Below are 13845 nucleotides of genomic sequence, written 5' to 3' on the forward strand. Positions count from 1 at the left end.
TTCAACAAGGTATTAACACGGGAGAAACGCAGGGTTATCGACATAAAAAAAGGGAAGCCAGTGCTTCCCCTTCGCCACGACGTCCGTCGCTATATCCTGCGGGCCTGCCAGAACTTCTTATTCCAGTAGACGTTATCCAGGGAGGAACGCGTCACGCCCTGGCTGGTCGATGCATGGATAAACTGATTGTCGGTATCGTAGATGCCCACATGCAGACCGCTGTCGCCGGACCCGGTTTTGAAAAAGACCAGATCCCCCGGCAACAACTCACTTTTATCAATTTTAGTGCCAATCTCTGCCTGATCGCGAGTTTCACGCGGCAGCTGTAGGGCAAACTTATCGCGGAAGGTCATGAGGACAAATCCGGAACAATCGACCCCGCGCGGAGACATACCGCCATAGCGATACGGCGCGCCCCGCCAGTTACGCAGCTGTTCGTTCAGGTTCGCGATAACGGTAATGGAATCTGCAAGCCGCGGATTCGGCGGCGGCGCCCGGTGGCTGCTGCAGCCAGCCAGAAATAGCGCCGTCAATAAAATGAACCACAAACGCATCTCAGACGATTCCTCTGTTCCTTATCAATTCGTCAGGATAATTTAGCTGGTTTATCAATGCACTGGCAAGGGTGCTTCGTGCTACTGTGACGCAACGAGCATAAAATGACCGGCAACCGCGATGCGCTGAAAAGGAATCGCATAGGCCGCGGTTAAGTTTTCTTCGGTTAACACTGCCGATGTCTCACCGCAGGCAATGGCCTGCCCCCGGCAGATAAGCCAGGATTGATGGGCGTGTCGCAGGGTATGGTTAAGATCGTGACTGCTCATCACTACCGCCACGCCCGCCTCGCACAGTTCACCCAGAACGCGATCTAGCGCCGCCTGCTGCGCCACGTCCAGACTGTTCATCGGTTCATCCAGCACCAGCAGCTGCCCCGCCGGATTCGCCAGCGGATGAACCTGCAGAATGACCGCCGCCAGGCGTACGCGCTGCCACTCGCCGCCAGAAATATGATTCACCTGGCGCCCGAGCTTATCGCTCAGGCCCAGCTTATCGGCAACGCTGGCGAGCAGTTCGCTTTGCCCACCATTTTGCAGATGCAACGACAGATAGTGCCATACCGGCATGGCAAAAGGCGGCATCTGGTGCTGGCTCAGGTAGGCCCGGTGACGCGCCAGCTCCTGTGCCGACCACTGGCCCAGTTTACGTTCGTTAAGAATAACGTCTCCGGGCCCCGCAGTCAGACCGGCCATTCGCATCAGCAGCGTGCTTTTGCCTGCGCCGTTTGGCCCTACCAGATGGACCATTTCACCCGGACGCACCTGGGCGCTAAACGGCGCCAGACGCCCCGCTTCTTTGACATTCCGCAGCTGCATCAGAAACGGCATTATTTCGCTAACGCCCCTTTAATGGCGGCAACCAGCAGCGGATCGTCCGGGGTCATATCCGGCGAGAAGCGCTGGATAACCTGGCCATCTTTGCCCAGCAGGAATTTTTCGAAATTCCACAAAATGTCGCCGACGTTGGCCGGCGCACGGCCTTTGCTTGCCATACGCTCGTAGAAACCGCTGCCTTCTGGCGCCACGGCCTGCGGCGCGGCCTCAACCAGTTTCTGGTACAGCGGATGACGATGTTCACCGTTGACGTCTACCTTGCTGAACAGCGGGAAAGTGACGCCATAGGTCGTACTACAAAACGTCTTAATCTCCTCTTCGCTCCCAGGCTCCTGGCCCAGGAACTGGTTGCAAGGGAAGCCAAGCACGGTAAGCCCATCGTGCCCGAGATCTTTTTGCAATGTCTCCAGCTGCTCATACTGCGGCGTGAGACCACATTTTGAGGCCACGTTCACAATCAGCAGAACGCGACCCGCATAGTCCGCCAGCGTCGTTTTTTGACCATCAATCGTGGTGACTTCAGTATTCAGAATATCGTGTTGCATAGCCTTCCCTCCGTCCATAAAACGGGTTTCTGATTTAAGGTGATCCCTATCTACTGTAGCGGATTCACGGGCGCTCATTGTACGTCTAATCGGCGGCCAGGAATACCGCACCGTACGCGCCGCTAACATGAATTCCTCTCAATATGGTCAGCAGACAATTCAGTGTACAGTGTTAAATGGATGTAATAGCCTTTTGTTATGGACTAATTTGAGAGAGTTTTTATAGATGAAAAAGTTGTTAAGCTCAGTGTTAATCGCCACATCGGTAGTATTGTTATCGGCCTGCTCTCCTGACGATAACAACAAAGTTAAGGTGGCGATTAACACCGGACCGGATGAAGCCATCTGGAAAGTGGTTGAGCAGGTGGCGAAGGATAAATACAACCTCGACGTTGAGGTTATCTCTTTCAATGACTACGTACTGCCAAATGAAGCGTTAAATAATAAAGACGTCGATGCTAACGCCTTCCAGACGCTGCCCTATCTCGAGGCGCAGTCCAAAGAGCGCGGCTACAATTTTGCCATCGTTGGCAAAACGTTCGTCTTCCCGATTGCCGCTTATTCACGCAAAATTAAACATATCAACGAGCTGCCGGACGGCGCAACGGTATCTATCTCTAACGAAACCACGACCTTAGGCCGCAGCCTGCTCCTGCTGCAGGCGCAGGGCTTAATCAAACTGAAAGAGGGCGTGGGCTATCTGCCGACGTCGCTGGATATTATCGACAACCCGAAACATTTGAAAATTGTTGAAGTCGATACGCCGCAGCTGACCCGTACTCTCGACGATCCGAACGTCGCGCTGTCGATTATTAACACCAACTTCTCCGCGCAGGCAGGTCTTTCCGCGGCCCGCGATGGTTTATTTATGGAAGGACCGGACTCTCCGTATGTGAATGCCATCGTTTCACGTGAAGAGAATAAAGACAGTAAAAAGATTCAGCAGTTGAAAGAGGCCTTCCAGACCAAAGAAGTCGCCGATAAAGCCATGGAAGTATACAAAGGCGATGCGATCAAAGGCTGGTAAGCTCCAGCGTCCCGCCCCTGGCGCAGCGATCATGGCTGCGCCAGCCCACCGCTTATTGCGAATGCACGGATTTCAGCAGTAGCCAGATGAAGACCGGCGCGCCCAGCGTCGCGGTGACCACGCCGATCGGTAATTCCGCCGCCGACAGCGCCAGGCGGGCAATGATATCGGCGCCGAGCAGCGCACTGGCGCCGGCAAGCACGCAGGCCGGAAGCAGCACCCGATGATCGCTCAAGCCGCACAGGCGAAGAATATGCGGTATCACCAGCCCAATAAATCCAATTGCCCCAGCCAGCGCCACGCTCACGCCAACCAGCCAGCCTGTCGCCACCACCAGCAGCCTGCGCCATAGCCAGAGAGGCAGCCCCAGCTGACGAGCGGACACCTCTCCCAGCGCCAGGAGATTCAGCGGCTGTGATTGCAGACACGCCCAGATAAGTACCGGCAACAGCGCCAGCATCAGCCACAGCTGCTGCCAGTCCACGCCGCCAAACCCGCCCATCATCCAGTACATGAGTTGACGCAAATCGAAAGAGGTGGAGAAATAGACCGCCCAGGTCATCAACGCGCTACAGATAATGCCGAGCGCGACGCCCGCCAGCAGCAGACGACTGGTTGACAGATGCCGCCGGGCAAAACGCAGCAGAATAAAAGTAATCACCAGCGCACCGGCAATCGCGCACAGCCCCAGCACCCATCCCGGCAGATAGCCTTTGCCCAGCAACACCGCAGCAATTAACCCCACGCCAGCGCCGTTAGAAACGCCCAGCAGCCCCGGTTCCGCCAGCGGGTTTTCGAATAATGCCTGCATGATCGCCCCGGAGAGTGCCAGCGCGGCGCCCACCAGCAGAACGGCCAACGTCCGCGGCAGACGAATCTGCCAGATAAACAGCTGCCCTTTGGCGCTGAACCACTCCTGCGGACCAATCCACTGGTCTCCGGCGCAGAGACTGACGGTCAACATGGCGAGCAGCAGCAGCAGGAGTGCAATAAGCCAGCGCCGGCTGCGGCGCTGTTGAGTTTGGACAAAGGTCAGCATAATTTCCGTCATGCCAGAAAGAGATGCCGTTGATTTTACGGTGGCGATAGAGGTGAGAAAAGCAAAACCTCCCGCAGGGGAAGAGATAACCTGATGATCCAATGGCCACAACGGCGGGACATCGGCCCCGCCGCGCTGAGCAGAAAGGTCTCTTACACCAGCACCTGAAACAGCAGAGCGAAGAGAATAATGTTAGCAATCACGATAGCCCAGCCGTTATAGAGCATGTACTTGAGATGGGTCGACTGCGCCAGCCCCATCTGCCCGAACATGTCCGAAGAGGGGAACGGGCCAAACCAGTCCACCTGCGATGAAGCCAGCAGAACCGCAGTGGTTCCCTGCGGCGGGACGCCGGCAGCCATCAACATCGGGCCAAAAATCTTGTGGGTAAAGGTCATCTGCGCCACCGCCGCGCCGGGAACATGGCCAATGATATTGAAGGCGAAAATACAAAAGCACAGCCAGGCCGGGGAGATCCCTTCCAACAGCGGCTGGGTGTAGTCCAGCAGCCCCTGATAGGCATGGAGCCCATCCATCAGTTCAAGAATCGGGTTATAGAGCCAGTAGAGGATAAACATCCACACCAGACGGCCGCAGCCGTGATACAGCGCCTGTAAAATCTGCGTGGGCCGTAGGCCGCCGACCAGTCCGGTGATCAACGCCACCAGCAGCATCACAATAATCGCGAAGCTAAAGCCGGCTTTTATCACTACCCCAACCACCGCCATCACGATAATCGTTGCCGCAAACGCCAGCGCGCTGAGCTTTTTGCGCCTTGAAACGGCGGCACTGGCTTGCTCCTGCGTTTTTTCAGACAGGTCGACCTCATACCGCAGCTTCCCTTCGGTCATCTTCTGAATGCGCCCCGCCATCACCCAGCCGGCCAGCAGAGTCACCGCACTCATTGGCAACCCGACATACAGCAAATAGTCCGGATAGCTGAGGCCGCCGAGCTTGAGAATCGTCACGGTACTCGGCGTAAACGGCCCGGTAAAAAGTCCGATGGAGCCGGCGGTCATCATCAGCGCGGCCACCGTCGGCGGCGTCAGTCTGACCGCCGCGGCAACCGGAATAATTACCGCCACGATGATCGCATTTCCCCCGGCCATGGTCCCCAGGGAGCCGCAGATGAGAATCGACGAAATGACAATACCCAGTTTAACCCGGGTCTGACTCGACAGCCCGATACGATGAACCACAAATTTCACCAGCTCCACCGCGGCGCCGGTACGAGTCGCCACTTCTCCGACACCGGCACCGAGCATAATGATTAACCCGACGGTGGCAATAAAAGAGCCGGTCGATTTTGCCAGCATTGTTCCCATTTCAGGCAAGCTGGTCGAGGTCATAATCATCGCAATAATAATGGATGAGATCACCGCCAGCACAATATCTACCCCGACGAGCGAGAGGATGGCGAGGGCGACAAGCGGTGTAAAACTCAGCAAGCCGAGTTCGTCTGCGGGGTGTCCATGGCACCAAAATGCCGTCGCTAAAAACAGCCCTAATAACAGGCCAATAATAATATTTTTTCTGGTGATATTCTGTCTGGCTAGCGGGTTGCCAGAGAGCGTTGAGTCACTCATATAACTCCTTGATGCCAATAAAACCGGCCGCTATTGGGACGCGGTGTATTCGGGCCTGCTCAGAAAATATCCCCCTCGTTATAATGTGTTGGCTTGGTTGCCTGAGGGTGTATGTAGGGACAACAGGTATTGTTCTGAGAATCGGATTATCCGCCGGAAGGCGGCGCAGTCAGCGCGATAAGTAAACAGCTCGCTGATTGCGGATTAAATTTATGTTAACTTAATGTTATTGGAAAATGACTTTTTATCTGGCCTCTATAACCCTGAGTTAACTCCTCATGAAACTGCGTCACCTGGAAATCTTCCACGCCGTGATGACTTGCGGCACGCTTTCCCGAGCAGCGGAATCGCTCAATATCTCTCAACCCGCCGCCAGCAAAGCGCTAAAAAACGCCGAGCAGAAGCTCGGTTTTAAACTTTTTCAGCGGGTACGCGGTAAACTGCTGCCCAGTAGCGAAGCGCTGATGCTGTTTGAAAAAGCTCAGAATATTTATCAGGATCTGGATAACCTCCGCCTGCTCGCCGATAACCTGGCCCGCGACCCCCGGGCCAAAATGAGCCTCGGTTGTCTGCCGAGCCTTGGGTTGAGTCTGGTCCCGGAACTGGTCACCGATTTCTATCAACAAAATGCCAATCTGGTGATGACACTCACCACCGAACACACTGAGACATTGGTCAAAAAACTGGATCTGCGCGAGATCGATCTGGCCCTGACGCTACAGCCCGTCCAGCAAGGGGAGATCACCAGCACCGCTATCGCTGAGGTCCCGCTGGTATACATTGACCGCGACTATCGCCAGGGAGAAGTGGCGATTGAGGAGATTGACCAGCAGCGGTGGATCTCGCCAGGACCACACTCCCTCTCCGCGGCCATTGCGACCCGCCGCGATTTTTCGACCACCCGTCTGAACGTGCAGACCTACTACATGGCCACCGAATTTGTGAAACGCGGCATGGGATGCAGCATTACCGATATTTTTTCCGCCCGGCATAACCTGGCGCCGGCGATGATTCATCCGATCGCGCCGCCGATGATGATCACCCTGTGTTTACTGCGTCGGGCAGACGTTTCACTCAGCCCGATCAGCCAGAAGTTTGTCGATTTTCTCTGCACCCGGCTCCGCCAGCAGCTGCAGGAGATTAACCTGGAGTTATACCCTGAAAATAAAAAGTCAATTGCGCCGCAGAGGCAAATGCTTTGACATAAAGCCCATGCATTTATCAGCGGTGGGTTTATCAGGTTATGAAAAAGCGCATTGTCATTATCGGCGGCGGTGTTATCGGGCTGGCAACAGCTTATGAGTTAATCAAGAGCGGTCATCAGGTCCAGTTGCTGGAACGTCAGGCGAAGCCAGGTCTGGCAACCAGCTTTGCCAACGGCGGGCAGCTTAGCTACCGGTATGTGGCCCCCCTGGCCGATCGTGGCGTTCCCCTGCAGGGGATGAAATGGATGGGTAAAGCCGACTCGCCTCTCAATATGCGTTTGAAAATGTCGGCGGATCAATGGCGCTGGCTGCTGCAGTTTCTCCGCGCCTGTAATAGCCAGACGAATAAGCTCAACGGCGATCATATATTGCGCTTGTCGCTGCTCAGCCGTCAGGTGATGCAGGAGTGGCTGACGGCGGATAATCTGCACGACTTTCACTGGCGGCGTTCCGGGAAATTGATCGTTCATCGCCGGACATATGATTTTAATAAAGCCGCCAAAGGTATCAGCCCGCAATATCAGCAAGCGTTGAATGCCGACGAGTGTATTCAACTTGAACCGGCGCTGAAATATATTCACCCTTCGCTGCAGGGCGGTATTTATTCGCCCGGCGATGAGACCGCCGACTGTCAAAAATTCTGCCAGGCGCTGCTGGAGAAGCTGCATGCCAGCGCCAGCTTTACTCTGACCAGCGATTGTGAGGTGCTGCGCCTGAATAAAAAAGGCGCCCGCATTGATTCTGTCGATACCCGTCAGGGAACGATGGTCGGCGATGAGTACATCGTGGCGGCAGGAAACGGCAGCGGTCCCCTGCTGGCCGGTACCGGTATTCGCGTGCCGCTGTGCGCTCTGAAAGGCTACAGCCTGACGCTCCCCTACCCCACAAAGCCCGGGATTGCGCCTGATATCAGCGTAACGGATTATGGCCATAAAGTGGTCTACGCCCGGCTGGGCGATCGGCTGCGCATTGCCGCCATGGTCGATATTGGCTACGACGGCGATGAACTGCGCCCCGAGCGTATCCAGGCGCTAAAAAAGATCGTCACCCGCAGCTTCCCTGAGTTGCAGGGCGTTGAGGATGCAGAGGCCTGGTGCGGTATGCGCCCTTCAACCCCCGCGGGTCCCCCTCTGCTTGGTCGTGCCGGGTATCAGAACCTGTGGATGAACCTCGGTCAGGGTAGCCTCGGCTTTACTCTGGCCGCCGGCAGCGCGGTGGTGCTCAGCGCGCTACTCAACGGCGCAAGTACCGCCATTTCTTTAGAAGGTCTGACATGGGAACACTCAGCATGAAAATAGAACGTCATCATTCGCAGCCCCGCCTTTCCGCCAGCGTCGGGTACGGCGATCTGATCTTTTTATCAGGGCAAACCCCGGCAAGCAGCGATGACGATATCCGCCAGCAAACCCGGGAGGTTTTAGCAAAAATTGACGCACTGCTGGCCGAAGCCGGCAGTGATAATCGTCATATTCTGTCTGCTCAGGTGTGGCTGAAGACGATGGCACGTGATTTTGCCGGGTTTAACGAGGTCTGGGTCGCCTGGATGCCGGAAGGTCACAGCCCGGCACGCGCGGCCGTCCAGGCGGAAATGGCACGCCCTGATATCCTCGTCGAGGTGATGGTTACTGCCGTAAGAAGTTGATTTACGCCACAAAAGAAAAAGGCCGCATCAGCGGCCTTTTTAGTTAGTTCAGATTATTTGTCTCTGGGCGAAGCGTTTTCGACACGGCTTTTAAGTTTCTGACCGGGTCTGAAGGTCACCACACGCCGGGCTGTAATGGGAATATCTTCCCCCGTTTTCGGGTTACGACCCGGGCGTTGGTTTTTATCCCGCAAATCGAAGTTGCCGAACCCGGAGAGTTTTACCTGTTCTCCGTTTTCCAGAGCACGACGCACCTCTTCGAAAAACAACTCTACCAGCTCTTTGGCATCCCGCTTGCTAAGCCCAAGCTTATCAAACAGATATTCTGACATTTCAGCTTTTGTAAGCGCCATAGGTTCAATCCCTCAATGATGCCTGGAATCGCTCTTTTAATGCCTCTACACATCTGGCAACGGTAGCGGCAATCTCCTCTTCTTCGAGTGTACGGCTGGTATCCTGCAGGATGAGGCTAATCGCAAGGCTCTTACTGCCTTCCGCCACCCCTTTACCACGGTACACGTCAAATAAGTTTACGCCAACTACCTGATTTACGCCAACTTTCTTACACTCTGTCAAAACATCGGCTGCAGGTACGTTTTCCGCGACGACAACGGCGATATCACGACGGTTCGCCGGGAAACGAGAAATCTCGCGCGCCTGAGGCACCACGCGGTCTGCAAGCTTGTTCCACTCCAGCTCGAACGCTAAAGTCCGGCCGTTCAGATCCAGTTTACGTTCCAGTTCAGGATGAACAACCCCAATGAAACCAATACGTTCACCTTTCAGATAAATCGCGGCTGACTGCCCCGGATGCAGTGCGCTGTTCGCTTCTGCGCGGAATTCGATATCCGCTAATTTGCCGGTCAGGTCGAGAATGGACTCCAGATCGCCTTTCAGATCGTAGAAATCAACGGTCTCTTTTGCCAGATTCCAGTGCTCTTCGTAGCGGTTGCCGCAAATCACACCGGCCAGCATCACGTCCTGACGAATGCCCAGCGGAGCCTGGGTATCCGGAACAAAGCGCAAACCGCTTTCAAAAATGCGGACGCGGCTTTGCTGACGGTTCTGGTTGTACACCACCGTACCCAGCAGACCGGTCAGCAGCGACAGACGCATCGCCGACATTTCGCTGGAGATAGGGCTCGGCAGAATCAGGGCTTCTTCACCCGGGTGAATCAGCTGCTGCACTTTCGGGTCAACAAAGCTGTAGGTGATGACTTCCTGGTAGCCCTTGTCGTTAAGCAGCGTTTTTACACGTTTCAGCGACAGATTAGCTTCGCGGTGGGTGCCCATAATCAGCCCCGCCTGCACCGGCCGATCCGGAATATTGTTATACCCGTAAACGCGGGCCACCTCTTCGACCAGGTCCTCTTCGATGGCAATATCGAAGCGCCAGCTCGGTGCAACGGCCTGCCACTCACCATCGCCGACGGTCACCTCACAGCCCAGGCGAGTCAGAATATCGCTCACCTGCGCATCATCAATATGATGGCCAATCAGACGATCCAGTTTGCTACGACGCAGGGTAATGGTCGCCGCCTTCGGCAACGCAGCTTCGTTGGTCGCATCGATAACCGGGCCCGCTTCGCCGCCGCAGATATCGATCAGCAGGCGGGTTGCACGTTCCATCGCTTTATACTGCAGCGCTGAATCCACGCCGCGCTCATAGCGATGAGACGCATCGGTGTGCAGACCGTGGCGACGCGCGCGGCCAGTGATCGACAGTGGGCTGAAGAATGCGCATTCCAGCAGCACGTTCTGCGTTTCGTCATTGACGCCAGAGTGTTCACCGCCAAAGATGCCGCCCATAGCCAGCGCTTTGTGATGGTCGGCAATAACCAGGGTATCGGTATCCAGTTTGGCTTCGGTCCCGTCCAGCAGAACCAGTTTCTCACCCTCTTTCGCCATTCGGACCACGATCCCACCGTCAATGCGGTCGCAATCGAACGCATGCATCGGTTGACCCAGCTCGAGCAGCACGTAGTTGGTGACGTCAACGACCGCATCGATGGAGCGAATCCCGCAGCGACGCAGCTTCTCTTTCATCCACAGCGGGGTTGGCGCTTTAACATTGATACCCTTCACCACGCGGCCCAGGTAGCGAGGACAGGCCTCCGGCGCTTCAACGGTGACAGGCAGAGTATCGGTAATGGTGGCGGCAACGGGGGTAATCTCCGGTGCGTTCAGCGGTTCTTTATTCAGAACGGCCACATCGCGGGCGACGCCGATGATACCTAAGCAGTCCGCACGGTTCGGCGTGACGCTGATTTCTATCGTGTTATCGTCCAGCTGCAGATATTCACGGATATCGGTGCCAATCGGCGCATCCGCCGGCAGTTCGATAATTCCGCTATGATCGTCGGACACGCCCAGCTCAGAAAACGAGCACAGCATCCCTTCGGAAGGTTCACCGCGCAGCTTCGCGGCCTTAATTTTGAAGTCGCCCGGCAGCACGGCGCCGATGGTTGCTACGGCAACCTTTAGCCCCTGACGGCAGTTTGGCGCCCCGCAGACGATGTCCAGCAGACGTTCGCCGCCGACGTTAACTTTCGTGACGCGCAGTTTGTCGGCATTCGGGTGCTGACCGCACTCAACCACTTCACCGACAACAACGCCGTTGAAGCTACCGGCTACCGGCTCAACGCCGTCCACTTCGAGGCCCGCCATGGTGATCTGGTTAGCCAGCGCTTCGCTGTCGATCGCCGGGTTAACCCACTCGCGTAACCACAGTTCACTGAATTTCATTATTCTGTCCTGCCCTTATTTAAACTGTTTGAGGAAACGCAAATCGTTTTCGAAGAACGCGCGTAAATCGGTCACGCCGTAGCGCAGCATCGTCAGACGCTCCATCCCCATGCCGAAGGCGAAGCCGGAATAGATTTCCGGATCGATGCCAACGTTGCGCAGAACGTTCGGATGCACCATTCCGCAGCCGAGGACCTCCAGCCACTTGCCGTTTTTACCCATAACGTCAACTTCCGCGGAAGGTTCGGTAAACGGGAAGTAGGACGGACGGAAACGAATCTGCAGGTCTTCCTCGAAGAAGTTATTCAGGAAGTCATGCAGCGTCCCTTTCAGGTTGGTGAAGTTGATATTGGTATCAACAATCAGACCTTCCATCTGGTGGAACATCGGCGTATGGGTCTGGTCGTAGTCGTTACGGTAAACGCGGCCCGGCGCAATAATGCGGATCGGCGGCTGCTGGTTTTCCATAGTACGAATTTGCACGCCGGAGGTTTGGGTACGCAGCAGACGCGTCGCATCAAACCAGAAGGTATCGTGATCGGCACGGGCCGGGTGGTGGCCCGGAATGTTCAACGCATCAAAGTTGTGGTAGTCATCTTCGATTTCCGGACCGGTCGCGACGGTGAAGCCAAGCTCACCGAAGAAGTGCTCGATACGGTCGATGGTGCGTGTCACCGGATGCAGCCCGCCGTTCTCGATCCGACGACCGGGCAGAGAGACATCGATAGTCTCTGCGGCCAGACGCGCATTCAGCGCTGCGCCTTCCAGATCCGCTTTACGCGCGTTAAGCGCCTGCTGAACCTGCTCTTTCGCTTCGTTGATGACCGCACCAGCCGCCGGACGCTCTTCTGGCGGCAGTTCACGCAGGGTTGTCATCTGAAGGGTCAGATGCCCTTTCTTCCCCAGGTATTCCACGCGGACGTTGTCCAGCGCGGCAACATCTGATGCCTCATTAATGGCTGCCTTCGCACTGGCAACCAGCTCTGCGAGATGTGACATGGTTTTCCTCATTATGTCGGTGCAGACACCGGTTATGATCATTATTTTATTCTGACTATTTCGAGTCACAGGCGGCGTCGGGCCGCATGGCACTTAGCACAGAAAAATCGCTGTCGCCGGATGCGCACTCAGCCCGCGCACCTGCAGCTTGAAATAGAATGAACACGTTCATATACGAAAAAAGCCTCCACAGTGGGAGGCTTTCTGGCGCTGTTTTCCGTTTCTTCTTTCACGCGCTAGCCTCCTGAGTTCAGGTGCTAAAGTAAAAAAAGAAGCGGAAAATAGCAGCATTCATGCTTGCATTACCTTGTCTGGTACGAAACGTAAGACCTGTATTGAAAAGCTTACGGCAATAAAAGTCAATGTATTGATGGTGTTGAAACGAAAAGAGGGAGACAAGCTCCCTCTTTCAACTGGCTTATGCCAGAGCTGCTTTCGCTTTTTCGACCAGCGCGGTGAACGCTAATTTGTCGAATACGGCGATGTCAGCCAGGATCTTACGGTCGATTTCAACAGAGGCTTTTTTCAGGCCGTTGATGAATTTGCTGTAAGAAATACCGTTCTGACGTGCTGCTGCGTTGATACGCGCAATCCACAGTTGACGGAACTGACGCTTTTTCTGACGACGGTCACGATAAGCGTACTGACCAGCTTTGATAACAGCCTGGAAGGCAACGCGGTATACGCGAGAACGCGCACCGTAGTAGCCTTTAGCTTGTTTCAAAATTTTCTTGTGACGTGCACGGGCAACTACACCACGTTTTACGCGAGCCATATGTGCTCTCCTGTATCTATTCTAATTAAAAAGTTTAAAAGGGTTAACGACTTATGCGTACGGCAGGCACGCGATTACCAGGCCCAGATCGCCTTTGGAAACCATGGCTTTCGGACGCAGGTGACGTTTACGCTTGGTAGCTTTTTTAGTCAGAATGTGACGCAGGTTAGCGTGCTTGTGCTTAAAACCACCTTTACCGGTTTTTTTGAAGCGCTTAGCAGCACCGCGTACGGTCTTAATTTTTGGCATTTTAATAACTTCCACTTCGCATTGTTAATAAACGAAACATAGGCGAACAACGCCTGCGAAGCCTGATGGCTCCACAGGAGTTGCTACTTGAAGGCCTTACTGTTTCTTCTTAGGAGCGAGCACCATGATCATCTGGCGGCCTTCGATCTTCGACGGGAAGGATTCGACCACTGCCAGTTCACTCAGATCGTCACGGACGCGGTTAAGCACTTCCATACCGATCTGCTGGTGAGCCATCTCACGACCGCGGAAACGCAGCGTGATCTTAGCTTTATCACCCTCTTCCAGAAAGCGAACCAGGCTGCGGAGTTTTACCTGGTAGTCGCCATCATCGGTGCCAGGACGGAATTTGATTTCCTTAACCTGGATAACTTTTTGCTTTTTCTTCTGTTCCTTAGAAGACTTGCTCTTTTCATAGAGGAATTTGCCGTAATCCATAATACGACAAACCGGCGGCTCGGCGTTAGGGCTGATTTCGACTAAGTCTACTCCGGCTTCTTCAGCTTTTTCCAGAGCTTCTCTCAGACTCACAATACCAAGCTGCTCGCCTTCCAGACCTGTTAAGCGAACTTCTTGCGCGCGAATTTCGCCATTAATACGATTCGGACGCGCCGTTTGAACTCGTTTTCCGCCTTTAATACC

Annotated in this window: 16 protein-coding genes and 1 other annotated feature; of the genes, 4 read left to right on the forward strand and 12 right to left on the reverse strand. The window is 54.9% G+C overall.

The window, feature by feature from the left end; genetic code table 11:
- Positions 1-89: 89 nt before the first annotated feature.
- The 3 genes from ROR01S_RS19480 to ROR01S_RS19490 form a co-directional block, all read right to left on the reverse strand.
- Positions 90-554: an NlpC/P60 family protein gene (locus ROR01S_RS19480; RefSeq protein ID WP_004863328.1), complete on the reverse strand. Its 465-nt coding sequence runs from the start codon at positions 552-554 to the stop codon at positions 90-92.
- A gap of 81 nt (positions 555-635) precedes the next feature.
- Positions 636-1385 carry a vitamin B12 ABC transporter ATP-binding protein BtuD gene (btuD, locus tag ROR01S_RS19485; RefSeq protein WP_004863331.1) on the reverse strand — a complete coding sequence of 250 codons (750 nt, stop codon included), beginning with the start codon at positions 1383-1385 and terminating at the stop codon, positions 636-638.
- Entirely contained in the window at positions 1385-1936 is a 552-nt protein-coding gene (locus tag ROR01S_RS19490) for a glutathione peroxidase (RefSeq protein ID WP_004863334.1), read from the reverse strand. The genes btuD and ROR01S_RS19490 overlap by 1 nt, the downstream gene beginning before the upstream one ends.
- Positions 1937-2162: 226 nt before the next feature.
- On the opposite strand from ROR01S_RS19490, the gene ROR01S_RS19495 reads away from it, so the two are divergent.
- Positions 2163-2963 carry a MetQ/NlpA family ABC transporter substrate-binding protein gene (locus ROR01S_RS19495; protein WP_064359810.1) on the forward strand — a complete coding sequence of 267 codons (801 nt, stop codon included), beginning with the start codon at positions 2163-2165 and terminating at the stop codon, positions 2961-2963.
- A gap of 52 nt (positions 2964-3015) precedes the next feature.
- Here the strand turns inward: ROR01S_RS19495 and btuC are convergent, their stop codons facing one another.
- Positions 3016-4002 carry a vitamin B12 ABC transporter permease BtuC gene (gene btuC / locus ROR01S_RS19500; RefSeq protein WP_064359817.1) on the reverse strand — a complete coding sequence of 329 codons (987 nt, stop codon included), beginning with the start codon at positions 4000-4002 and terminating at the stop codon, positions 3016-3018.
- Positions 4003-4154: 152 nt separating this feature from the next.
- Entirely contained in the window at positions 4155-5588 is a 1434-nt protein-coding gene (locus ROR01S_RS19505; protein WP_064359811.1) for a hypothetical protein, read from the reverse strand.
- 278 nt (positions 5589-5866) lie between these two features.
- Between ROR01S_RS19505 and admX the strand changes: the two genes are divergently transcribed.
- From admX to ROR01S_RS19520, 3 genes are read left to right on the forward strand one after another with little or no spacing between them, the layout of a single operon-like run.
- A complete protein-coding gene (gene admX / locus ROR01S_RS19510) occupies positions 5867-6790 on the forward strand; it encodes an HTH-type transcriptional regulator AdmX (protein WP_004863346.1) in 924 nt (307 codons plus the stop codon).
- 14 nt (positions 6791-6804) lie between these two features.
- Positions 6805-8085 carry a D-amino acid dehydrogenase gene (locus ROR01S_RS19515; protein WP_227699808.1) on the forward strand — a complete coding sequence of 427 codons (1281 nt, stop codon included), beginning with the start codon at positions 6805-6807 and terminating at the stop codon, positions 8083-8085.
- A complete protein-coding gene (locus ROR01S_RS19520; RefSeq protein ID WP_004863350.1) occupies positions 8082-8435 on the forward strand; it encodes a RidA family protein in 354 nt (117 codons plus the stop codon). Before ROR01S_RS19515 ends, ROR01S_RS19520 begins: the two co-directional genes overlap by 4 nt.
- Positions 8436-8488: 53 nt before the next feature.
- On the opposite strand, the gene ihfA is transcribed toward ROR01S_RS19520, so the two are convergent.
- From ihfA to infC, 7 genes are all read right to left on the reverse strand, one after another.
- Positions 8489-8788, reverse strand: a complete 300-nt coding sequence (ihfA, locus tag ROR01S_RS19525; RefSeq protein ID WP_004102960.1) for an integration host factor subunit alpha — start codon at positions 8786-8788, stop codon at positions 8489-8491.
- Positions 8789-8792: 4 nt separating this feature from the next.
- Positions 8793-11180, reverse strand: coding sequence for a phenylalanine--tRNA ligase subunit beta (gene pheT, locus ROR01S_RS19530; RefSeq protein ID WP_004863353.1), 2388 nt, complete (start codon positions 11178-11180; stop codon positions 8793-8795).
- A gap of 15 nt (positions 11181-11195) precedes the next feature.
- Positions 11196-12179 (reverse strand): phenylalanine--tRNA ligase subunit alpha, encoded by a 984-nt coding sequence (pheS, locus tag ROR01S_RS19535; protein ID WP_004863355.1) that lies wholly within the window; start codon positions 12177-12179, stop codon positions 11196-11198.
- A 174-nt stretch (positions 12180-12353) separates the two neighbouring features.
- Positions 12354-12479 (reverse strand) — a sequence feature (Phe leader region).
- Positions 12430-12474, reverse strand: a complete 45-nt coding sequence (gene pheM, locus ROR01S_RS27145; protein ID WP_001386830.1) for a pheST operon leader peptide PheM — start codon at positions 12472-12474, stop codon at positions 12430-12432. It overlaps the preceding feature by 45 nt.
- A 118-nt stretch (positions 12480-12597) precedes the next feature.
- Positions 12598-12954 carry a 50S ribosomal protein L20 gene (gene rplT, locus ROR01S_RS19540; protein ID WP_004102963.1) on the reverse strand — a complete coding sequence of 119 codons (357 nt, stop codon included), beginning with the start codon at positions 12952-12954 and terminating at the stop codon, positions 12598-12600.
- 51 nt (positions 12955-13005) lie between these two features.
- Positions 13006-13203 (reverse strand): 50S ribosomal protein L35, encoded by a 198-nt coding sequence (gene rpmI, locus ROR01S_RS19545; RefSeq protein ID WP_001124225.1) that lies wholly within the window; start codon positions 13201-13203, stop codon positions 13006-13008.
- Between the two features lie 96 nt (positions 13204-13299).
- Positions 13300-13842, reverse strand: coding sequence for a translation initiation factor IF-3 (gene infC, locus ROR01S_RS19550; RefSeq protein WP_049267827.1), 543 nt, complete (start codon positions 13840-13842; stop codon positions 13300-13302).
- Positions 13843-13845 lie beyond the last annotated feature (3 nt).

The organism is Klebsiella ornithinolytica NBRC 105727 = ATCC 31898 (assembly GCF_001598295.1).
Classification (GTDB): Bacteria; Pseudomonadota; Gammaproteobacteria; order Enterobacterales; family Enterobacteriaceae; genus Klebsiella; species Klebsiella ornithinolytica.